General features: G+C 56.4%; 22 protein-coding genes. 16 read left to right on the top strand and 6 right to left on the bottom strand.

The features are described 5' to 3' along the window. Positions 1–46 precede the first annotated feature (46 nt). Positions 47–667: a threonine export protein RhtC gene (gene rhtC / locus C1N69_RS21770; RefSeq protein ID WP_025757538.1), complete on the top strand. Its 621-nt coding sequence runs from the start codon at positions 47–49 to the stop codon at positions 665–667. On the opposite strand, the gene rhtB is transcribed toward rhtC, so the two are convergent. Continuing rightward, on the bottom strand, positions 664–1,284 hold the full coding sequence (gene rhtB, locus C1N69_RS21765) for a homoserine/homoserine lactone efflux protein (protein ID WP_008501533.1): 621 nt from the start codon (positions 1,282–1,284) through the stop codon (positions 664–666). The genes rhtC and rhtB overlap by 4 nt on opposite strands. Before the next feature lie 109 nt (positions 1,285–1,393). Between rhtB and pldB the strand changes: the two genes are divergently transcribed. The 3 genes from pldB (at position 1,394) to C1N69_RS21750 (ending at position 4,194) form a co-directional block, all read left to right on the top strand. Beyond that, positions 1,394–2,386 (top strand): lysophospholipase L2, encoded by a 993-nt coding sequence (gene pldB / locus C1N69_RS21760; protein ID WP_059385449.1) that lies wholly within the window; start codon positions 1,394–1,396, stop codon positions 2,384–2,386. A gap of 25 nt (positions 2,387–2,411) precedes the next feature. Further along, a complete protein-coding gene (gene yigL / locus C1N69_RS21755) occupies positions 2,412–3,212 on the top strand; it encodes a sugar/pyridoxal phosphate phosphatase YigL (protein WP_025757535.1) in 801 nt (266 codons plus the stop codon). A gap of 82 nt (positions 3,213–3,294) precedes the next feature. Continuing rightward, positions 3,295–4,194: a carboxylate/amino acid/amine transporter gene (locus C1N69_RS21750; RefSeq protein ID WP_032672477.1), complete on the top strand. Its 900-nt coding sequence runs from the start codon at positions 3,295–3,297 to the stop codon at positions 4,192–4,194. On the opposite strand, the gene metR is transcribed toward C1N69_RS21750, so the two are convergent. After that, positions 4,082–5,035 (bottom strand): HTH-type transcriptional regulator MetR, encoded by a 954-nt coding sequence (metR, locus tag C1N69_RS21745; RefSeq protein WP_025757533.1) that lies wholly within the window; start codon positions 5,033–5,035, stop codon positions 4,082–4,084. The genes C1N69_RS21750 and metR overlap by 113 nt on opposite strands. A 236-nt stretch (positions 5,036–5,271) precedes the next feature. On the opposite strand from metR, the gene metE reads away from it, so the two are divergent. After that, entirely contained in the window at positions 5,272–7,533 is a 2,262-nt protein-coding gene (gene metE, locus C1N69_RS21740) for a 5-methyltetrahydropteroyltriglutamate--homocysteine S-methyltransferase (RefSeq protein ID WP_155031857.1), read from the top strand. 43 nt (positions 7,534–7,576) lie between these two features. Here metE and C1N69_RS21735 read toward each other — a convergent pair whose 3' ends face one another. Together C1N69_RS21735 and C1N69_RS21730 are read right to left on the bottom strand one after the other, a co-directional pair. Then, complete coding sequence (locus C1N69_RS21735) at positions 7,577–9,040, bottom strand: glycoside hydrolase family 1 protein (RefSeq protein ID WP_155031856.1); 1,464 nt, start codon at positions 9,038–9,040, stop codon at positions 7,577–7,579. A 38-nt stretch (positions 9,041–9,078) separates the two neighbouring features. Continuing rightward, positions 9,079–9,885 carry a dienelactone hydrolase family protein gene (locus C1N69_RS21730; RefSeq protein WP_025757528.1) on the bottom strand — a complete coding sequence of 269 codons (807 nt, stop codon included), beginning with the start codon at positions 9,883–9,885 and terminating at the stop codon, positions 9,079–9,081. A gap of 255 nt (positions 9,886–10,140) precedes the next feature. Here C1N69_RS21730 and udp point away from each other — a divergent pair, with 255 nt between their 5' ends. The 9 genes from udp (at position 10,141) to tatD (ending at position 18,053) form a co-directional block, all read left to right on the top strand. After that, positions 10,141–10,902, top strand: coding sequence for a uridine phosphorylase (gene udp / locus C1N69_RS21725; RefSeq protein WP_003860792.1), 762 nt, complete (start codon positions 10,141–10,143; stop codon positions 10,900–10,902). Positions 10,903–11,043: 141 nt separating this feature from the next. Next, positions 11,044–12,501, top strand: coding sequence for a DNA recombination protein RmuC (gene rmuC, locus C1N69_RS21720; protein WP_155031855.1), 1,458 nt, complete (start codon positions 11,044–11,046; stop codon positions 12,499–12,501). Positions 12,502–12,567: 66 nt separating this feature from the next. Further along, positions 12,568–13,323, top strand: a complete 756-nt coding sequence (ubiE, locus tag C1N69_RS21715; protein WP_025757525.1) for a bifunctional demethylmenaquinone methyltransferase/2-methoxy-6-polyprenyl-1,4-benzoquinol methylase UbiE — start codon at positions 12,568–12,570, stop codon at positions 13,321–13,323. A 13-nt stretch (positions 13,324–13,336) separates the two neighbouring features. Then, positions 13,337–13,942: a ubiquinone biosynthesis protein UbiJ gene (ubiJ, locus tag C1N69_RS21710; protein ID WP_045285587.1), complete on the top strand. Its 606-nt coding sequence runs from the start codon at positions 13,337–13,339 to the stop codon at positions 13,940–13,942. Next, positions 13,939–15,579, top strand: coding sequence for a ubiquinone biosynthesis regulatory protein kinase UbiB (gene ubiB, locus C1N69_RS21705; protein WP_025757522.1), 1,641 nt, complete (start codon positions 13,939–13,941; stop codon positions 15,577–15,579). The genes ubiJ and ubiB overlap by 4 nt, the downstream gene beginning before the upstream one ends. A gap of 76 nt (positions 15,580–15,655) precedes the next feature. Then, positions 15,656–15,910, top strand: coding sequence for a Sec-independent protein translocase subunit TatA (tatA, locus tag C1N69_RS21700; RefSeq protein ID WP_025757521.1), 255 nt, complete (start codon positions 15,656–15,658; stop codon positions 15,908–15,910). Between the two features lie 3 nt (positions 15,911–15,913). Then, the gene (tatB, locus tag C1N69_RS21695) at positions 15,914–16,456 is read left to right on the top strand and encodes a Sec-independent protein translocase protein TatB (protein ID WP_045285588.1); all 543 of its coding nucleotides are present in this window, start codon (positions 15,914–15,916) and stop codon (positions 16,454–16,456) included. Between the two features lie 2 nt (positions 16,457–16,458). Beyond that, complete coding sequence (gene tatC, locus C1N69_RS21690) at positions 16,459–17,229, top strand: Sec-independent protein translocase subunit TatC (protein WP_059385441.1); 771 nt, start codon at positions 16,459–16,461, stop codon at positions 17,227–17,229. 41 nt (positions 17,230–17,270) lie between these two features. After that, entirely contained in the window at positions 17,271–18,053 is a 783-nt protein-coding gene (gene tatD / locus C1N69_RS21685; protein ID WP_155031854.1) for a 3'-5' ssDNA/RNA exonuclease TatD, read from the top strand. Here tatD and rfaH read toward each other — a convergent pair. After that, positions 18,050–18,541, bottom strand: a complete 492-nt coding sequence (gene rfaH / locus C1N69_RS21680) for a transcription/translation regulatory transformer protein RfaH (protein ID WP_020882871.1) — start codon at positions 18,539–18,541, stop codon at positions 18,050–18,052. The two genes, tatD and rfaH, sit on opposite strands and share 4 nt — an antisense overlap. Before the next feature lie 173 nt (positions 18,542–18,714). Here rfaH and ubiD point away from each other — a divergent pair, with 173 nt between their 5' ends. Then, positions 18,715–20,205 (top strand): 4-hydroxy-3-polyprenylbenzoate decarboxylase, encoded by a 1,491-nt coding sequence (ubiD, locus tag C1N69_RS21675; RefSeq protein WP_162185039.1) that lies wholly within the window; start codon positions 18,715–18,717, stop codon positions 20,203–20,205. Between the two features lie 42 nt (positions 20,206–20,247). Next, positions 20,248–20,949, top strand: coding sequence for an NAD(P)H-flavin reductase (gene fre, locus C1N69_RS21670; protein WP_045285590.1), 702 nt, complete (start codon positions 20,248–20,250; stop codon positions 20,947–20,949). A 161-nt stretch (positions 20,950–21,110) separates the two neighbouring features. Here fre and fadA read toward each other — a convergent pair whose 3' ends face one another. Then, entirely contained in the window at positions 21,111–22,274 is a 1,164-nt protein-coding gene (gene fadA / locus C1N69_RS21665) for an acetyl-CoA C-acyltransferase FadA (protein WP_025757514.1), read from the bottom strand. Positions 22,275–22,280: the final 6 nt, after the last annotated feature.

Below are 22,280 nucleotides of genomic sequence, written 5' to 3'. Positions count from 1 at the left end.
AGTGCCAGGATGGTGACTCACTGAATTATTTCCCCGCGAGCGAATTATGTTGATGCTATTTCTTACCGTGGCGTTAGTGCACATCGTTGCGCTGATGAGCCCGGGCCCTGACTTCTTCTTCGTATCACAAACAGCGGTCAGCCGCTCCCGCAAAGAGGCGATGATGGGCGTGCTGGGTATCACCATGGGCGTTATGGTCTGGGCGGCGGTGGCGCTGCTTGGTCTGAACCTGATTCTGGCGAAAATGGCCTGGCTGCATAACATCATTATGGTTGGCGGTGGCCTGTATCTGTGCTGGATGGGCTACCAGATGCTGCGCGGGGCGCTGAAGAAAGAAGAGAAAAAACCGCAAGAGCCAAAGGTTGAGCTGGCAACGGGCGGCCGCAGTTTTGTAAAAGGTCTGCTGACCAACCTGGCGAACCCGAAAGCGATTATCTATTTCGGCTCTGTCTTCTCGCTGTTTGTCGGCGACAGCGTTGGCGCGGGCGCACGCTGGGGGATCTTCCTGCTGATCGTGGTTGAGACGTTTGCGTGGTTCACCATCGTGGCGAGCCTGTTTGCCTTACCGGCGATGCGCCGCGGCTACCAGCGCATCGCGAAGTGGATTGACGGCTTCGCCGGCGCGCTGTTCGCTGGCTTCGGTATTCATCTTATCATTTCTCGCTAAGCGTGACGCGCTGACGCAAGCAGCGCGCCAACCAGCATAAACAGCGAACCAAATACCTTATTCAGGGCCTTCATCTGTTTAGGCCCTTTAATCCACGCCGCAATTCGCTGCGCCAGCGTCGCGTAACCAATCATCACGATGATATCAACGATAATGGTGGTCGCGCCCAGCACCACGTACTGCATCACCTGGGGCTGATGCGGCACGATAAACTGCGGGAACAGCGCGGCGAGGAAGACGATGCTTTTCGGGTTGGTCAGGTTGACGAACACCGCACGCTTAAACAGATGGCCACGATTTTGCGTCTGCGCGAGCGTGTTCAGGTTGATGGAGCCTGCCGCGCGCCACTGCTGGATGCCGAGCCAGATCAGATACGCCGCCCCGGCCCATTTCAGTACTTCAAACGCCAGCACCGAGCGGGAGAACAGGGTGCCCAGACCAATCCCGACCAGCACGATGTGAATGCCCAGCCCGGTCTGCAAACCAGCAATCGACGCCGCCGCACCGCGATAGCCGTGGTTAATGGAGGTGGTCATGGTGTTAATGGCGCCCGAGCCTGGTGAAAGGCTAAGGATGATGGATGTCAGCAGGTAAGCGAACCACCACTCGAAGGTCATTTGAAACTCCCGAATCGTCTGTTTTTATGCCACAATACGCTATTGTTGAGTCATTTTGTGACCGGTGACGAAAAAACGATATTCCTTGGCTTAGGTGAGTAGAAACCCGATGTTTCAGCAGAAAAAGGACTGGGAAACACGAGAAAACGCATTTGCTGCTTTCTCCATGGGGCCGCTGACCGATTTCTGGCGCCAGCGTGAGGAAGATGAGTTTACGGGTGTCGGTGATATTCCGGTACGCTTTGTGCGTTTTCGCGATAAGAAAAATGACCGGGTCATTGTGGTCTGCCCCGGGCGTATCGAGAGCTACGTCAAATACGCCGAACTGGCCTATGACCTGTTCCATCTTGGCTTCGATGTGTTGATTATCGACCATCGCGGGCAGGGGCTTTCCGGCCGCCTGTTATCGGACACGCATCGCGGCCATGTGGATAACTTCAGTGATTACGTCGACGATCTCGCCGCGTTCTGGCAGCAGGAGGTCGAGCCTGGCCCCTGGCGGAAGCGCTATATCCTGGCACACTCGATGGGCGGTGCGATTTCAACGCTGTTCTTACAGCGCCACCCGCATCAGTGCGACGCCATTGCGCTCACCGCGCCGATGTATGGCATCGTCATGCGTTTTCCTGACTGGATGGTACGTCATATTCTCGACTGGGCTGAGGGCCATCAGCGCATTCGGGAAGGCTATGCCATCGGAACGGGGCGCTGGCGAGCATTGCCCTTTGCGATGAACGTCCTGACGCACAGCCGACAGCGCTATCGTCGTAACCTGCGTTTTTATGCCGATGAGCCACGCCTGCGCGTGGGCGGCCCGACATATCACTGGGTACGGGAAGGGATCCTTGCCGGTGAGCAGGTTCTGGCAGGCGTCACGAATGATGACACGCCAACCCTCCTGATTCAGGCTGAAGAAGAGCGTGTGGTGGATAACCGCATGCATGACCGCTTTTGTGAACTCCGCGCTGCCGCCGGCCACCCTTGTGAAGGGGGAAAACCGTTGGTTATCAACGGCGCGTACCATGAGATCCTTTTTGAAAAGGACGCTATGCGCTCAGTCGCGCTTAACGCCATCGTCGAGTTTTTCGACCGGCATAACTGATTGTCTATTGAGGTTAAATTTTCCTATGTACCAGGTTGTTGCATCTGATTTAGATGGCACGCTGCTCTCCCCCGACCACACCCTGTCGCCTTACGCGAAAGAGACCTTAAAGCTGCTGACTGCCCGGGGCGTGAACTTTGTGTTTGCCACCGGCCGCCACCACGTAGACGTGGGGCAGATCCGCGATAATCTTGAGATCAAATCGTACATGATCACCTCCAACGGTGCGCGCGTACATGATACCGACGGCAATCTGATCTTTACGCACAACCTGGATCGCGATATTGCTGCCGATCTGTTCGGTGTGGTGCACAATAATCCGGCTATCGTCACTAACGTTTATCGCGATGACGACTGGTTCATGAACCGCCATCGCCCGGATGAAATGCGTTTCTTCAAAGAAGCGGTATTCAACTACTCCCTGTATGAACCAGGTCTGCTGGAGCCGGATGGCATCAGTAAAGTGTTCTTCACCTGCGACAGCCATGAAGAGCTGCTCCCGCTGGAACAGGCGATCAACGCCCGCTGGGGCGATCGCGTTAACGTCAGCTTCTCAACGCTGACCTGTCTGGAAGTGATGGCGGGAGGTGTCTCCAAAGGCCACGCCCTGGAAGCGGTCGCGAAACGTCTGGGCTTTGGGCTGAAAGATTGTATCGCCTTTGGTGACGGCATGAACGATGCCGAAATGCTATCAATGGCAGGTAAGGGCTGTATCATGCAGAACGCGCACCAGCGTCTGAAAGATCTGCACCCGGAACTGGAAGTGATTGGTTCTAACGCTGATAACGCGGTACCGAAGTATCTGCGCAAACTGTTCCTTGAATAATCTTCATTCGGTTATTTATCGCTCAGTTGTCAACTAAAGAGTTCGCTACAATGCCTCTCCTTATTTCTGAGAGACAAGCATTGTGGCGCTACTCATTATCACCACTATCCTGTGGGCCTTCTCCTTTAGCCTGATTGGCGAATACCTTGCCGGTTCGGTCGACAGCTACTTCTCGGTGCTGATGCGCGTGGGGCTGGCGGCGCTGGTGTTCCTGCCGTTTCTGCGTACGCGCGGGCAATCGTTGAAAACGATCGTGCTGTATATGCTGGTGGGGGCGATGCAGCTCGGCATCATGTATCTGTTTAGCTTCCGGGCTTACGTCTACCTGTCCGTCTCTGAATTCCTGCTGTTCACCGTGCTTACGCCGCTCTATATCACGCTGATCTACGATTTGCTCAGCAAGCGCCGCCTGCGCTGGGGATACCTGCTGAGCGCGGCGCTGGCGGTGATTGGCGCGGCGATTATTCGCTACGACAAAGTGAGCGATCACTTCTGGACCGGGTTGATGTTCGTCCAGCTCGCCAACATCAGTTTCGCCATCGGCATGGTGGGCTACAAACGTCTGATGGAAACCCGTCCGATGCCGCAGCATAACGCGTTCGCCTGGTTCTATATGGGGGCTGCGATTGTTGCGGTGGCGGCGTGGTTTATGCTCGGTAATCCGCAAAAACTGCCAACCACGAACGTGCAATGGGGCGTTCTGGTCTGGCTGGGCGTGGTGGCTTCAGGGCTGGGATACTTCATGTGGAACTACGGCGCGACCCAGGTCGACGCCGGTACGCTGGGGATCATGAACAACGTGCATGTCCCGGCGGGGCTGCTGGTTAACCTCGCCATCTGGCAGCAACAGCCACACTGGCCGAGCTTCCTTATTGGGGGAACGGTGATCCTGGCTTCGCTGTGGGTCCATCGCCGCTGGGTCGCTCCGCGCTCCGCACAAACGGAAGATGGTCGCACGCGTGGTTCCGCGCTGAGCGAATAAACGCCTCTGTAATCGGCTGTCGCTGCTCGCCATCGCGCACGGCGGCGTACAGCCGGCTCCACAGTCCTTCACCCAGGGTTTTAGTGACCACCAGGCCCTGGCGTTCAAAACTCTCCACCACCCAGTGCGGCAGCGCTGCGATACCCATTCTGGCCGCCACCATCTGAATCAACAGCAGGGTGTTATCCACGCTTTTCAACTGCGGGCTAATGCCTGCCGGCTGCAGGAAGTGACGCCAGATATCCAGACGACTGCGCTGAACCGGATAAATCAGCAGCGTTTCTGTCGCCAGGTCTTCCGGCGTGATGCGCGTTTTGGCCGCCAGCGGATGGTCCGGCGCCAGCACCAGGCGCACTTCATAATCAAACATCGGTGAATAGTGCAGGCCACTGCGCGGCAGAATATCGGACGTCATCACCAGATCCAGCTCGCCCTGCTGCAACGAGGGCTGCGGGTCGAACGTCACGCCGGATTTAAAGTCCATCTCCACCTGTGGCCACTTCTGGCGGAAGTTCTCAAGCGCGGGGGTCAGCCACTGGATACAGCTGTGGCACTCAATGGCGATACGCAGTGTGGTCTGCTGCGGTTCGTTACACGCCTGCAGCGCGCTGGCGATCTGCGGCAGGACCTGGTTCGCCAGCTGCAACAGGATCTCGCCCTGCGGCGTAAAGCGCAGCGGCTGGCTCTTACGCACAAAAAGACGAAAGCCGAGGCGTTGTTCCAGATCGCTGAACTGGTGAGAAAGGGCGGACTGGGTCTGGTGCAGCGTGGCCGCCGCTGCCGCGAGCGAGCCGCAGTTCCGTAACGCCTGGAGCGTTTTCAGGTGTTTTATCTCGATCATGAAAGTCCTTCACTTCGGCATGAACATTTTGCGCTTGAGGAATATACAGTAACCGCCAATTATAGAAGTGTAAACATCTGGACGTCTAAAATCCTTCGTCTTTTAAATTTATGGTGCGTTGGCTGCGTTTACTCACCCCGGTCACTTACTCATGTAAGCTCCCGGGGATGAGCAAACTTGCCGCCTTCCCTGAATTCAAAATCCAAAGGATTTACAATTAATTAGAGGAAGAACACATGACTATCCGCAATCACACTCTCGGTTTCCCTCGCGTTGGCCTGCGTCGCGAGCTGAAAAAAGCGCAAGAAAGCTACTGGGCGGGAAACGCCACCCGTGAAGAGCTGCTGGCAGTGGGACGCGAGCTGCGCGCCCGTCACTGGGATCAGCAAAAACAGGCGGGCATTGACCTGCTGCCGGTGGGCGATTTCGCCTGGTACGACCATGTTCTGACGACCAGCCTGCTGCTTGGCAACGTGCCGGCTCGTCATCAGAACAGCGATGGATCGGTAGATATCGATACCCTGTTCCGCATCGGCCGTGGCCGTGCGCCAACGGGTGAGCCAGCGGCAGCGGCGGAAATGACCAAGTGGTTTAACACCAACTATCACTATATGGTGCCGGAGTTCGTAAAAGGTCAGCAGTTCAAACTGACCTGGACGCAGCTTCTTGATGAAGTGGACGAAGCGCTGGCGTTGGGTCACCAGGTGAAGCCCGTATTGCTGGGGCCGGTAACCTACCTGTGGCTGGGTAAAGTGAAAGGGGAGCAGTTCGATCGTCTGAGCCTGCTTAACGATATTCTGCCGGTCTACAAACAGGTCCTGATTGAGCTGGGCAAGCGCGGCATTCAGTGGGTGCAGATCGACGAACCTGCGCTGGTGCTGGAGCTGCCGCAGGCATGGCTCTCTGCCTTCAAACCGGCATATGACGCGCTTGCGGGGCAGGTGAAGCTCCTGCTGACCACCTATTTCGAAGGCGTGACGCCAAACCTGAAGACGATTACCGCGCTGCCGGTGCAGGGTCTGCACGTCGACCTCGTACACGGTAACGATGATGTGGCAGAGCTGCACAAACGGCTGCCAGCGGACTGGCTACTCTCTGCCGGCCTCGTGAACGGGCGTAACGTCTGGCGCGCCGATCTGACGGAGAAATATGCGCAGATTGAAGACATCGCAGACAAACGTGAACTGTGGATCGCCTCTTCCTGCTCCCTGCTGCACAGCCCGATTGATCTCAGCGTAGAAACCCGTCTGGATGCGGAAGTGAAGAGCTGGTTCGCCTTTGCCCTGCAAAAGTGTGAGGAGCTGGCCCTGCTGCGTGACGCCCTGAACAGCGGCGACACGGCGGCGATTAGTGAATGGAGCGCACCCATCCAGGCGCGCCGTCACTCGGCTCGTGTTCACAACCCGGCTGTGGAGAAACGTCTGGCGGCCATCACCGCCCAGGACAGCCAGCGTCAGAGCCCGTATGAGGTGCGTGCCGAAGCGCAGCGCGCGCGCTTCAACCTGCCTGCGTGGCCGACCACCACGATTGGTTCCTTCCCGCAAACCACCGAGATCCGCGGCCTGCGCCTGGACTTCAAAAAAGGCAACCTGGACGCGAATCACTACCGTACCGGTATCGCCGAACACATCAAACAGGCGATTGTAGAGCAGGAGCGCTTAGGTCTGGACGTGCTGGTGCACGGGGAGGCCGAGCGTAACGACATGGTGGAATACTTCGGTGAGCATCTGGACGGTTTCGTGTTCACCCAGAATGGCTGGGTGCAGAGCTACGGCTCCCGCTGCGTGAAGCCGCCGGTGGTCATCGGTGATATCAGCCGCCCGGAACCCATCACCGTGGAGTGGGCGAAATACGCCCAGTCCCTGACCGACAAGCCCGTGAAAGGAATGTTGACCGGCCCGGTGACCATTCTTTGCTGGTCCTTCCCGCGTGAAGATGTGTCCCGTGAAACCATCGCGAAGCAAATCGCGCTGGCGCTGCGTGATGAAGTGGCGGATCTCGAAGCCGCAGGCATTGGCATCATCCAGATTGACGAACCGGCCCTGCGTGAAGGTCTGCCGCTGCGCCGCAGCGACTGGGAGGCCTACCTGAAGTGGGGCGTGGAGGCGTTTCGCATCAACGCCGCGGTGGCGAAGGACGACACCCAGATCCACACCCACATGTGTTACTGCGAATTTAACGACATCATGGATTCGATCGCCGCGCTGGACGCTGACGTGATCACCATCGAGACCTCGCGTTCAGATATGGAACTGCTGGAGTCGTTTGAAGAGTTCGACTACCCGAACGAAATCGGACCGGGCGTGTACGACATCCACTCCCCGAACGTGCCGAGCGTGGAGTGGATCGAAGCCCTGCTGAAGAAAGCCGCCCAGCGCATTCCGGCTGAGCGCCTGTGGGTAAACCCGGACTGCGGCCTGAAAACCCGCGGCTGGCCGGAAACCCGCGCGGCGCTGGCGAATATGGTGAAGGCGGCACAGAATTTGCGTCAGGCGTAGCCGCGACGCGCGATGGCCGGGCGTCTGCCCGGCCTGCGCATACTTAGCTCAGGTCTGCGCCGTTACTGGCAATCACTTTTTGGTACCACCAGAAGGAGTCTTTTTTCAGCCGTTTTAACGTGCCGTTGCCTTCATCGTCCTGATCGACATAGATAAAGCCATAGCGCTTCGACATCTGCGAGGTGCCTGCGCTAATAATGTCGATACACCCCCATGTGGTGAACCCCATTATCTCCACCCCTTCATTAATCGCCGCCAGCGTTTGTTCAAAGTGGGCGCGGAAATAGTCGATGCGGTAGCTATCATGGATCTTGCCGTTTTCGACCACATCCTTCGCGCCCAGACCGTTTTCAACGATAAACAGCGGTTTCCGGTAACGGTCATACAGCTCCAGCAGCGAGATTTTCAGCCCAAGGGGATCAATCTGCCAGCCCCATTCCGACGCAGGTAGATAGGGGTTTTTCACGCCGAGCACGGTATTGCCGGGAATGCGTTCAGCGTCCGGCTGAGTGGATTCGGTCATCGACATGTAGTAGCTGAAGGAGACGAAATCGACGGTATGCTCCTTTAAAATACGCCGATCGTCAGGGTGCATTTCAATATGGATATTTTGTCTTTCCAGATCGCGCAGGATCAGCGGCGGGTAGTCGCCAAATACCTGCACGTCGGCATAAAAATAGTTCTCCAGGTTTTTCTTCAGCGTAGCTTCAACGTCTTCCGGGCGGCAACTGTGCGGATAGGTGGTCAGTTTTGTCAGCATGCAACCGACCTTGCTGCCGGGAATTTTGGCGTGGCAGTCGCGCGTCACCAGTGCTGAGGCGACAAACTGATGATGTAGCCCCTGGTAAATATCCTGCTTTGCCTGACCCGGTGCGCTCTTCTCTTCGCGAATACCCGCCGTGGTAAACGGATGACGGTGAATACTGTCTATTTCGTTAAAGGTCAGCCAGTAACGCACCAGATCTTTATAGCGGTCGAAACAAACATTGCAGAAGCGGACAAAGGCATCCACCACGTTGCGATGTACCCAGCCGTTATATTTTTCGCTCAGCGCCAGCGGCATTTCATAGTGGGAGAGGGTGACCAGCGGCTCGATGTGATGACGACGCAGCTCGCGGAACAACTCTTCATAAAACTGCAGCCCGGCCTCGTTGGGCGTAGCGTCCTCTCCGGTCGGGAAAATGCGCGACCAGGCAATGGAGACGCGCAGCACCTTAAAACCCATCTCAGCAAACAGGGCGATGTCGTCTTTATAGTGGTGATAAAAATCGATGCCGCGGCGCTTCGGGTAGCGCGCGTCATGGTTGCCTTCAAACGCATCACGAATGTTCTCGTCCGTCAGGGACATATGACCCCTGTAATCTTTCACGGACAGGTTGGGTTTCCAGGCGACGGCGTCTGCCACGGACGGCCCTTTGCCGTCCACGTTCCATGCCCCTTCAGCCTGGTTGGCGGCAATGGCGCCGCCCCAGAGAAAACCGCGTGGAAACGAGAGGGATTGCTCCATAACACGCACTCCTTATGCGTCATGACAATGGGAAAGGCTTACCCTTTTTTACCACCGTACTGACGGAACCATGTAAGCATCCGCTGCCATCCATCCTTAGCCGATTCCGCGTGATAGCTCGGGCGATAATCAGCGTTAAAGGCATGTCCGGCATCCGGATAGACCACAATTTCGGCCTTCGCATTGGCCGCACGGAGCGCATGGCGCATGGTCTCTACCGAATCAAGGGAGATACCGGTGTCCTGACCGCCATACAGCCCTAATACGGGGGCATTCAGCTCCGTGGCGATATCCACGGGATGTTTCGGTGAATTCAGCGTTTTTTCGCCCACCAGTTTGCCGTACCAGGCGACAGCAGCTTTCAGCTGCGGGTTATGCGCGGCATACAGCCAGCTGATGCGTCCACCCCAGCAGAAACCGGTGACCAGCAGCCGGTGCGGATCGCCCCCGTTGCGCGCCGCCCAGCTGGCAACGTGGTCGAGATCGGCCATGACCTGCGCGTCCGGGACTTTGCTCACCAGATTGCTGAGCAATGTGGGGATGTCGCTGTAGTCGTCGGGATCGCCCTGCCGGAAGTAGAGTTCAGGCGCAACGGCCAGGTAACCCTCCAGCGCCAGTCGGCGGCAGAGGTCGCGAATATGTTCATGAACGCCGAAAATTTCCTGAACCACGATCACGATGGGCAGCGGGCCATCTGCTGATTTTGGGCGTGCGTGGTAAGCAGGCATATTCTCTCCCTGCGAGGGAATAGAGGTCTCACCCGCCGTGATGGCCTCTTCAGACGTTGAGACGATGGTTGAGGCATGCGGGGCCGCAGCAGGTGCAAAACCGGTTTTTTCAGTCATGGCATTCTCCGTACCAATGAGTTAGCGCAAAGGTAAATATAGACACCAGGTTAACAACTCACAGTGCCTTAAACGGTCTATCTTTTGTGCAGCGCCCAACGATATAACTTGTTAATGTGATGTAAATCACTATTTTATGGAAATTAACTGCAATCATTTTCGGTCATGGTGAGTTGCGTCACGAAATTATGCGTATTGCTTCTGTAAAGTACCGTTTTACTTCTTCTGACTAACCGACCCACAGAGGAGTCACCTATGTCTAAGTCTGATGTTTTTCATCTCGGCCTCACCAAAAACGATTTACAAGGGGCTACGCTCGCGATCGTCCCGGGCGATCCTGAGCGTGTGGAAAAGATCGCCGCGCTGATGGATAAGCCGGTTAAGCTGGCAGCCCATCGTGAATTCACCACCTGGCGTGCAGAGCTGGATGGTAAAGCCGTGATCGTCTGTTCTACCGGTATCGGTGGCCCGTCTACTTCTATTGCCGTTGAAGAGCTGGCGCAGCTGGGCATTCGTACTTTCCTGCGTATCGGTACCACTGGCGCTATTCAGCCGCATATCAACGTCGGCGACGTGCTGGTCACGACAGCATCCGTGCGCCTGGACGGCGCAAGCCTGCACTTTGCGCCAATGGAGTTCCCGGCAGTGGCCGACTTCGAATGTACTACTGCGCTGGTTGAGGCCGCGAAATCTGTGGGCGCCACCACGCATGTGGGCGTAACCGCCTCTTCCGATACCTTCTACCCAGGCCAGGAGCGTTACGACACCTTCTCTGGCCGCGTGGTAAGCCGCTTCAAAGGCTCAATGGAAGAGTGGCAGTCCATGGGCGTGATGAACTACGAAATGGAATCCGCAACGCTGCTGACCATGTGTGCAAGCCAGGGTCTGCGTGCCGGTATGGTGGCGGGCGTTATCGTCAACCGTACCCAGCAGGAGATCCCGAACGCTGAAACCATGAAGCAGACCGAAAGCCATGCGGTGAAAATCGTGGTTGAAGCCGCGCGTCGCCTGATCTAATCCTCTCCTTTCGAAATCAAAGGCCGACACGTTCGGCCTTTATTTTTTTGCGTAGCGCCTCGCAGGAAAACCCTTTCAAACTGGACGTTTATACAGCACAATCTTATTTTGTGCGGGTAATACGTTGATGCAGGGGGCATTGTGGATATCTCAGTCCTGATTTATGCGGTGATTGCGCTGGCGGGCGTGGCGATAGGCTGGCTTATTTCCAGCTATCAGCATGCGCAGCAGAAGGCCGATCAGCTGGCAGAGCGTGAAGAGATAGTCGCTCAATTAAGTGCGGCAAAGCAGCAGATTGCGCTGAGTGACCACTGGCGAGAGGAGTGCGAGTTACTCAACAACGAGCTGCGCAACCTGCGTGATATCAACACCTCGCTGGAGGCCGATCTCCGCGAAGTGACCACCCGTCTGGAATCCACGCAACTGCATGCGGAAGACAAAATTCGCCAGATGCTCAACAGCGAGCAGCGCCTCAGCGAACAGTTTGAGAACCTCGCTAACCGTATTTTCGAGCACAGCAACCGCCGCGTTGATGAACAGAACCGCCAGAGCCTGAACAGCCTGCTGACGCCCCTGCGCGAACAGCTGGACGGTTTTCGCCGCCAGGTGCAGGACAGCTTTGGTCAGGAGGCTCGCGAGCGGCACACGCTGGCGCATGAGATCCGCAATCTTCAGCAACTGAATGCGCAAATGGCGCAGGAAGCGGTCAACCTCACCCGTGCGCTTAAAGGGGATAACAAAACCCAGGGCAACTGGGGAGAAGTGGTGCTGACCCGGGTCCTGGAAGCCTCGGGCCTGCGGGAAGGGTATGAATACGAAACGCAGGTGAGTATCGAAAACGATGCCCGCTCGCGCATGCAGCCGGATGTCATCGTACGACTGCCGCAGGGTAAAGATGTGGTAATTGACGCCAAAATGACGCTGGTGGCGTATGAGCGTTACTTCAATGCGGAGGATGACTACACGCGCGAGTCTGCCCTGCAGGAGCACATTGCTTCCCTGCGTAATCACATTCGCCTGCTTGGCAGAAAAGACTACCAGCAGTTGCCCGGCCTGCGCTCACTGGACTATGTCCTGATGTTTATCCCGGTAGAGCCCGCGTTTCTGCTGGCGCTCGACAGACAGCCGGAACTGATCACCGAAGCGCTCAAAAATAACATTATGCTGGTCAGCCCCACCACGCTGCTGGTGGCCTTACGCACCATTGCTAACCTGTGGCGGTATGAGCACCAGAGCCGCAATGCGCAGCAGATTGCCGATCGCGCCAGCAAGCTGTACGACAAAATGCGCCTCTTCGTGGACGATATGTCTTCGGTCGGGCAGAGCCTGGACCGCGCGCAGGATAACTACCGCCAGGCGATGAAAAAACTCGCCTCCGGGCGAGGCAATCTGCTGGCGCAGGCCGAAGCCTTCCGCGGCCTTGGGGTGGAGGTGAAACGCGAGATTAATCCGGAATTGGTTGAACAGGCTACCGCGCAGGACGAAGAGTTTCGCCTGCGCGAAGGGGCGGATGAACAAAAGACACGCAGTGAAGACAACACGTTAGCAGCGACACACTCACCCGACGCGCAGCCAGCGCGTTTCTTTCGGGGTGGTTGAAACGTAGGGCAATCGCGCCCAATCTGTTACACTTCACGGACATTTTACTGATAAGCAGGCTCTGAGATGGTTGACGATTCACAAGACACAACGCACTTTGGCTTTCAGACTGTCGCCAAAGCGCAGAAAGCTGACATGGTGGCCCACGTATTTCATTCCGTGGCGGCGAAGTACGATGTGATGAATGACCTGATGTCATTCGGCATTCATCGCTTGTGGAAGCGCTTCACCATTGACTGTAGCGGTGTGCGTCGTGGACAAACGGTGCTGGATCTCGCCGGCGGTACGGGCGATTTAACCGCGAAATTCTCCCGTCTGGTGGGCGAAACCGGGCGTGTTGTTCTGGCCGACATCAATGACTCCATGCTGAAAATGGGACGCGAGAAGCTGCGTAACATCGGCGTGGTGGGGAATGTGGAGTATGTACAGGCGAACGCCGAAGCGCTGCCGTTCCCGGATAATACCTTTGACTGCATCACAATCTCCTTCGGTCTGCGTAACGTCACAGACAAAGAAAAAGCGCTGCGCTCGATGTACCGCGTGCTGAAGCCGGGTGGACGTCTGCTGGTGCTTGAGTTCTCCAAACCGGTTATCGAGCCCCTTAGCAAAGCTTACGACGCCTATTCCTTCCACGTTCTGCCGCGTATTGGTGAACTGGTCGCAAACGACGCCGAAAGCTACCGCTATCTGGCAGAATCCATTCGTATGCACCCGGATCAGGACACCTTAAAAGCCATGATGCAGGATGCAGCGTTTGAAAACGTTGAGTATTTCAACATGACGGCAGGTGTCGTCGCACTGCATCGCGGTTACAAGTTCTGAGTGGAGGTGTCCCGTGCCCTTTAAACCCTTAGTCACCGCAGGCATCGAGAACGTACTGAATGCCTTTCTCTATCGCGCGCCGGCGCTAAAAGCCGCACGCCAGCGGCTTAACGGAAAGGTATTACGCATTGTTTTAAAAGAGTTCTCGACGCCGCTTGTGCTGGTCTTCAGCGAACGCCAGCTTGACGTCCTGGGTGAGTGGGAAGGTGAAGCCGACTGTTCGGTCATCACGCACATGAGCGTGTTGCCTAAACTGCGCGACCGTCAGCAATTAACGGCGCTGATCCGCAGCGGTGAGCTGGAAGTGGAAGGCGACATTCAGGTTGTCCAGAGCTTCGTGGCGCTCACCGATCTGGCGGAGTTCGATCCGGCAGAGCTGCTCGCGCCGTTTATTGGTGACATTGCCGCTGAAGGGATCGGTAAAGCCCTGCATGGCGGAACGGCCTTCCTGCGTAAAAGCCTGCAACGACAGCAACGCTATGCGGCGGAAGTGCTGACGGAGGAGTGGCGAATGGCGCCCGGGCCACTGGAAGTGGCGTGGTTTGCGGAAGAGACCGCTGCTGTTGAACGTGCGGTTGATGCGTTAACCAAACGGCTGGAAAAACTGGAGGGCAAATGACGCCTGGTGAAATTCGGCGCCTCTACTTCATCATTCGCACCTTTTTGAGCTACGGGCTCGACGAGCTTATCCCCAAAATGCGCATTACGCTGCCGCTGCGTATCTGGCGGCGGATGCTGTTCTGGATGCCCAATCGCCATAAAGGTCAGCCGCTGGGTGAGCGTCTGCGTCTGGCGCTGCAGGAGCTCGGCCCGGTATGGATTAAATTTGGTCAGATGCTATCGACCCGCCGCGATCTTTTCCCGCCGCTCATTGCTGATGAACTCGCGCTGCTGCAGGATCGCGTTGCGCCGTTTGACGGTGCGCGCGCGAAAAAGCAAATTGAAGAGGCGATGGGAAATATTCCTGTCGAGACCTGGTTTGACGATTTCGATATTCATCCCCTGGCGTCAGCCTCTATCGCGCAGGTGCACACTGCGCGTCTGAAAGAAAACGGCAAAGAAGTGGTGATTAAGGTGATTCGCCCGGACATCCTGCCGATCATCAAAGCAGACATGAAGCTGATTTATCGTCTGGCGCGCTGGGTACCGCGTTTGCTTCCGGACGGGCGTCGTCTGCGTCCGATGGAGGTGGTACGGGAGTATGAAAAAACCCTGATTGATGAGCTTAACCTGCTGCGCGAATCAGCAAACGCCATTCAGCTGCGCCGCAACTTTGAAAACAGCCCGATGCTCTATGTACCCGAAGTCTACTCTGACTACTGCAGCCAGAATATGATGGTGATGGAGCGAATCTACGGGATCCCCGTTTCGGATGTGGTGGCCCTGGAGAAACAGGGAACGAACATGAAGCTGCTGGCCGAGCGCGGTGTGCAGGTCTTCTTTACCCAGGTATTCCGCGACAGCTTTTTCCACGCAGACATGCACCCGGGCAATATCTTCGTCAGCTACGAGCATCCTGAAGATCCGCAGTACATCGGCATTGACTGCGGGATTGTAGGCTCGCTGAACAAAGAAGATAAACGCTATCTGGCTGAAAACTTTATTGCCTTCTTTAATCGCGATTACCGTAAAGTGGCTGAACTGCACGTTGATTCCGGATGGGTTCCGCCGGACACCAATGTCGAAGAGTTTGAGTTTGCTATCCGTACCGTCTGCGAACCGATTTTTGAAAAACCGCTGGCGGAAATCTCTTTCGGCCACGTGCTGCTGAATCTGTTTAACACCGCTCGTCGCTTCAACATGGAAGTGCAGCCACAGCTTGTTTTACTTCAGAAAACATTACTTTACGTTGAAGGTGTAGGTCGACAGCTCTATCCTCAGTTAGACTTGTGGAAGACGGCGAAACCGTTCCTTGAATCCTGGATTAAAGATCAGGTCGGCATTCCGGCTCTGGTGCGGGCATTCAAAGAGAAAGCACCGTTCTGGGTTGAGAAGATGCCGGAGCTTCCGGAACTGGTCTATGACAGTTTGCGTCAGAGCAAGAACCTTCAGCTCAGCATGGATAAAATCGCCCACGAGCTTCAGTCAAACCGGGTTCGTCAGGGCCAGTCTCGCTATCTGTTTGGCATTGGCGCAACCCTGCTGTTAAGCGGTACGTTGCTGTTAATCAACCGTCCGGACTGGCAGATGATGCCCGCCTGGCTGATGGCCGCCGGGATCGTGGTCTGGTTCGTTGGCTGGAGAAAGACGCGCTGAGCAGGCGTCGCTATCACCAGGCCGCATACGTATAATGCGGCCTGACTCCTTAATCATCTATCACTGAGGAATATGTATGGGTGGTATCAGTATCTGGCAATTGTTGATCATTGCCGTCATCGTCGTGCTGCTGTTTGGCACCAAAAAGCTCGGTTCCATTGGGTCCGATCTGGGCGCGTCTATCAAAGGCTTCAAAAAAGCGATGAGCGATGATGAGAACAAGCAGGATAAATCCAGCCAGGACGCTGATTTTACTGCTAAGTCCATCTCCGACAAGCAGGATGATGCGAAAAAGGAAGACGCTAAACGCCACGATAAAGAGCAGGTGTAAGTCGTGTTCGACATTGGTTTTGGTGAGCTGCTGCTGGTCTTCGTGATTGGCCTGATTGTGTTGGGTCCACAGCGTTTACCCGTTGCAGTAAAAACTGTTGCGGGGTGGGTGCGTGCGCTTCGTTCGCTGGCATCCACCGTACAGAACGAGCTGGCGCAGGAACTTAAGCTGCAGGAATTCCAGGAAAGCCTGAAAAAGGTCGAGAAGGCGAGCATGGATAACCTGACGCCGGAACTGAAAGCTTCAATGGATGAACTGCGCGAAGCGGCAGAGTCCATGAAGCGCTCGTACAGCGTCAACGACCCTGAAAAAGCGAGCGATGAAGCCAACACCATTCATAACCCGGTGGTGAAGGGCAGCGAGGCGCAGCGTGAGGGCGTCACGCCAGCCAGCGCTGAGCATCAGGTTGACGCCCCAGAACAGACGCCGCAGGAAGCCGAAGTGAAAAAACAGGCGCAATCAGTAGAGCCCGCGGTTAAAGCGGCTGAAGCGAAGCCCGTCGCACCTGTTTCCGAATCATCCCCCTCGTCGAGTGATAAAGCGTAAACATGGCAGTAGATGATACTCAACCGCTCATTACGCACCTCATTGAGCTGCGTAAGCGCCTGTTAAACTGCATTATTGCGGTTTTCGTGATTTTTTTATGCCTGGTCTATTTCGCCAATGATATCTACCAGGTTGTCTCTGCACCGTTGATCAAGCAGATGCCGCTGGGCGCAACGATGATTGCGACGGACGTGGCTTCTCCGTTCTTTACCCCCATCAAGCTCACCTTCTGGGTATCGTTGATCGCCTCTGCGCCAGTCATTCTGTATCAGGTCTGGGCGTTTGTGGCGCCGGCCTTGTATAAGCATGAACGCAAGCTGGTGATCCCGCTGCTGATCTCCAGTTCTCTGCTGTTCTATATCGGCATGGCGTTTGCCTATTTCGTCGTCTTCCCGCTGGCTTTCGGGTTCCTGACGCACACCGCGCCGGAAGGGGTTCAGGTGTCGACGGATATCGCCAGCTACCTCAGCTTTGTGATGGCGCTGTTTATGGCGTTTGGCGTGGCCTTCGAAGTACCGGTGGCCATCGTGCTGCTGTGCTGGGTTGGGGTCACGACGCCGGATGACCTGCGTAAGAAGCGTCCCTATATCCTGGTTGGCGCATTCGTGGTTGGCATGCTGCTGACTCCGCCGGATGTTTTCTCCCAGACCCTGCTGGCCATACCGATGTACTGTCTGTTTGAGGTCGGCGTCTTCTTCTCGCGTTTCTACGTGGGAAAAGGTCGTCGCGCGGATGACGAAGACGATACGTCGGACAAGAGCACTGAAGAGTAAAACCAGCCGCCCGTCAGGGCGGTTGTTACATGGGGATTTGCATGTTTGATATCGGACTTAACCTGACCAGTTCGCAGTTTGCGAAAGATCGTGATGAGGTGGTTGCGCGCGCGTTTGCCGCCGGGGTGAACGGATTGCTGCTGACGGGCACCAACCTGCATGAAAGCGAGCAGGCGCAGCAGCTGGCGCAACGCTACGAACGCTGCTGGTCTACTGCCGGGATGCATCCTCACGACAGTAGCCAGTGGACGCCGCAGAGCGCTGAAATCATTCACCGGCTGGCGAAAACGCCTGAGGTGGTGGCCATTGGAGAATGCGGACTCGATTTCAACCGTAACTTTTCCACTCCAGCCGAACAGGAAAAAGCCTTTACCGCCCAGCTTGCGCTGGCGGCCGAGCTTGAAATGCCGGTGTTTATGCACTGTCGCGACGCGCATGAGCGTTTCCTCGCTCTGCTGGATCCGTGGCTGGATAAACTGCCTGGCGCGGTGCTGCACTGTTTTACCGGTTCACGCCAGGAGGCGCTTGAGTGTCTGGATCGCGGGCTTTTTCTGGGCATTACCGGCTGGGTTTGCGATGAACGTCGCGGGCTGGCGCTTCGTGAGCTGTTACCGGCGATCCCGGTCGACCGGCTGCTTCTGGAAACCGATGCACCTTATTTGCTCCCGCGCGATATGCAACCCAAACCGGCTTCGCGGCGAAATGAGCCCGCTTACCTGGGACACCTTGTTGAACGTGTAGCGACGTGGCGCGGAGAGGATCCGGCCGAGCTTTCCGCGCAAACGGATGACAACGTGCGTACGCTGTTCGGGATACGTTTTTAAACTTTGCGGAAGTCGGTGTTTTTCACGCTCTGCAGCACCTGCTTGTTCAGCAGATTGAGCAACAGCATGGAGCGCGCTTCGCCGTCCGGCTCGGCAAAAATTGCCTGCAGGCCTTCAAAAGCCCCTTCCGTAATAACGACGCTGTCTCCCGCGTAAGGTGTTTCCGGGTCGGTGATGCCTTCAGGTTGTTGATAAACCGAAAGCTGGTGAATGACCGTCGACGGAACCGTTGCCGGGTGAGCGCCAAAACGAACGAAGTGGCTGACGCCACGCGTGGCGCTGATGGTGGTGGTGTGGATCACCTCCGGGTCGAACTCAACGAACAGATAGTTCGGGAACAGAGGTTCACTGACGGTTGTGCGCTTCCCGCGCTGCATTTTTTCAAGCGTGATCACGGGCGTCAGGCAATTTACAGACTGACGTTCAAGATGTTCCTGCGCGCGCTGAAGTTGCCCGCGTTTGCAATACAGTAAATACCAGGCCTGCATAATCACTCTTTCCCTTAGTTCGGGGCGCAAGCATATCAAAACCCTGGCGGGATCGCTAAGCTGATTATAATGGGGGAAATGGGAACAGAACGCATAAGTTCACGCTTGTTTAACAAAATTACAGCATCACGCAGGCTAACGCCGTATAATGAAGCGCTTACAGAGAGGCCATGATTAACTGCATGAAATACCACGATCTCCGCGACTTCCTGACGCTGCTGGAAAAGCAGGGTGAACTCAAACGCATTACACTTCCTGTTGATCCTTATCTGGAGATGACAGAAATTGCTGACCGCACCCTGCGTGCCGGTGGCCCTGCATTACTGTTTGAAAATCCGAAGGGTTACTCAATGCCGGTGCTGTGCAACCTGTTTGGTACGCCGCGTCGTGTCGCACTGGGAATGGGGCAGGAGGACGTCACGGCGCTGCGTGAAGTGGGTAAGCTTCTGGCGTTTCTGAAAGAGCCGGAGCCACCAAAAGGTTTCCGCGACCTGTTTGACAAACTGCCGCAGTTTAAGCAGGTGCTGAACATGCCCACCAAACGCCTTCGCGGCGCGCCATGCCAGCAGAAAGTGCTGGAAGGTGATGCAGTTGATTTGACCAAAATCCCGATCATGCAGTGCTGGCCTGAAGACGCTGCGCCGCTCATCACCTGGGGGCTGACCGTCACGCGTGGGCCGCATAAAGAGCGGCAAAATCTGGGTATTTACCGCCAGCAGTTGATTGGCAAGAATAAGCTCATCATGCGCTGGCTGTCGCATCGCGGCGGCGCGCTGGATTTCCAGGAGTGGTGTGCTGCGCATCCGGGTGAACGTTTCCCGGTTTCTGTTGCGCTCGGCGCTGACCCGGCCACCATTCTGGGCGCGGTAACGCCGGTGCCGGATACGCTGTCTGAATATGCCTTCGCAGGCCTGCTGCGCGGGACCAAAACCGAAGTCGTGAAGTGTATTTCTAACGATCTTGAAGTCCCGGCCAGTGCGGAAATTGTGCTGGAAGGTTACATTGAGCAGGGTGAACTGGCACCGGAAGGTCCTTACGGCGACCACACTGGCTATTACAACGAAGTGGATAATTTCCCGGTGTTTACCGTGACGCACATAACCCAGCGTGAAGATGCGATTTACCACTCCACGTATACCGGACGTCCACCGGATGAACCTGCAGTGCTGGGCGTGGCGTTGAATGAAGTGTTTGTGCCGATCCTGCAAAAGCAGTTTCCGGAAATTGTTGATTTCTATCTGCCGCCTGAAGGATGCTCGTATCGCCTGGCAGTGGTCACGATGAAGAAGCAGTATCCGGGCCACGCTAAACGCGTGATGATGGGCGTATGGTCATTCCTGCGCCAGTTTATGTATACCAAATTTGTTATTGTCTGCGATGATGACGTTAACGCCCGCGACTGGAATGACGTAATCTGGGCCATTACCACGCGAATGGACCCGGCGCGCGATACGGTGTTAGTCGAAAACACGCCGATAGATTACCTGGATTTTGCCTCGCCGGTTTCCGGCCTTGGCTCAAAAATGGGACTGGATGCCACAAATAAATGGCCTGGCGAAACCGACCGTGAATGGGGTCGCCCGATCAAAAAAGATCCTGCTGTGACCGCGCGAATTGACGCGATCTGGGACGAACTGGCCATAATGAATAACGGTAAACCCTGAGCTGACCGTTAAGCCCTTTAGACTTCCCGACAGAGAGAGCGAATGACAACCTTAAGCTGTAAAGTGACCTCGGTAGATGCCATCACCGACACCGTATATCGCGTCCGTTTAGTGCCAGAAGCGCCATTCTCTTTCCGCGCGGGTCAGTACCTGATGGTCGTGATGGATGAACGTGATAAGCGTCCTTTCTCTATGGCCTCAACGCCAGCGGAGCAGGAATTTATTGAGCTTCATATCGGTGCGTCAGAGCTTAACCTGTATGCGATGGCCGTCATGGACCGCATTCTTAAAGAGCGTGAGATCGTGGTGGACATTCCACACGGTGACGCGTGGCTGCGTGATGACGAAGACCGTCCGCTGATCCTGATCGCCGGGGGGACAGGCTTCTCCTACGTACGTTCTATTCTGCTGACTGCCCTCGCGCGTAACCCGGATCGTGATATCACCATCTACTGGGGTGGCCGTGAAGAGAAACATCTCTACGACCTGTCTGAACTGGAAGCGCTGAGCGTCACCCATCCTAACCTGCGTGTTGAGCCGGTGGTTGAACAGCCGGAAGAGGGTTGGCGTGGGCGTAGCGGTACAGTGCTGACGGCAGTACTGCAGGATCACGGCACGCTGGCAGGGCACGATATCTACATCGCTGGCCGTTTTGAGATGGCGAAAATTGCCCGCGATCTGTTCTGTAATGAACGTGACGCGCGTGAAGACCGCCTGTTTGGCGATGCGTTTGCGTTTATCTAAATAAAAAACCCGCCCCTGACAGGCGGGAAGAACGGCAACTAAACTGTCTCTCTTCGCCAGTGATGTCACTGGCGGCGAGGTACCTCTCGTAGGCCGGGAAAGCGCAGCGCCTCCCGGCAAAAGCCCGATGGTGCGATGCTTATCGGGCCTACGTTATAGCCTTACACTCTCTCAAACACCGTCGCGATACCCTGACCCAAACCAATACACATCGTTGCCAGACCAAACTGGGCATCTTTGCGTTCCATCAGGTTGATAAGCGTGGTGCTGATGCGCGCCCCGGAGCAGCCCAGCGGGTGACCGAGGGCGATCGCGCCGCCGTTGAGGTTGATCTTCTCGTCTATCTGCTCCATAAGCCCCAGATCTTTAATGCACGGCAGGATCTGCGCGGCGAAGGCTTCATTCATCTCAAACAGGTCGATATCGCTGGTGGTTAATCCTGCTTTTTTCAGCGCCAGCTTCGAGGCCGGAACCGGACCGTAACCCATAATCGAAGGATCGCAGCCCACGACCGCCATTGAGCGCACGCGGGCGCGAGGCGTTAGCCCCAGCTCGCGAGCGCGGCTTTCGCTCATCACCAGCATCGCGGCCGCGCCGTCGGACAGCGCCGACGAGGTACCGGCTGTTACCGTACCGGTGACCGGATCAAACGCCGGGCGCAGCGTGGAAAGGGCTTCCACGGTGGTTTCCGGGCGGATCACCTCGTCGTAGCTGAACTGCTTCAAAACGCCGTCAGCATCGTGGCCGCCGGTTGGGATGATCTCATTTTTGAATGCGCCGGACTGCGTTGCGGCCCATGCGCGAGCGTGAGAGCGCGCGGCAAAGGTATCCTGCATTTCACGGCTGATGCCATGCAGGCGGGAGAGCATCTCAGCGGTGAGGCCCATCATCCCCGCGGCTTTCGCCACGTTACGGCTCATGCCCGGGTGGAAATCGACCCCGTGGCTCATCGGTACGTGACCCATATGTTCCACGCCGCCGACCAGGCAGGCCTGGGCATCGCCGGTCATGATCATACGTGCCGCATCGTGCAGCGCCTGCATGGACGAACCACACAGACGGTTAACGGTGACGGCCGGAACGGAATGCGGGATCTCCGCCAGCAGGGAGGCATTACGGGCGATGTTGAAGCCCTGCTCCAGGGTCTGCTGCACGCAGCCCCAGTAGATATCGTCGAGTGCAGCCGGATCCAGCGCCGGGTTACGCGCCAGCAGGCTACGCATCAGGTGCGCGGAGAGGTCTTCCGCACGCACGTTGCGGAATGCGCCGCCTTTTGAACGGCCCATCGGGGTGCGAATCGCATCAACAATGACAACCTTTTCCATTGTGAC

This window comes from Enterobacter sichuanensis (assembly GCF_009036245.1).
In the GTDB taxonomy this organism is placed as follows: domain Bacteria; phylum Pseudomonadota; class Gammaproteobacteria; order Enterobacterales; family Enterobacteriaceae; genus Enterobacter; species Enterobacter sichuanensis.
This window is presented reverse-complemented; position numbering and strand designations above follow the sequence as displayed.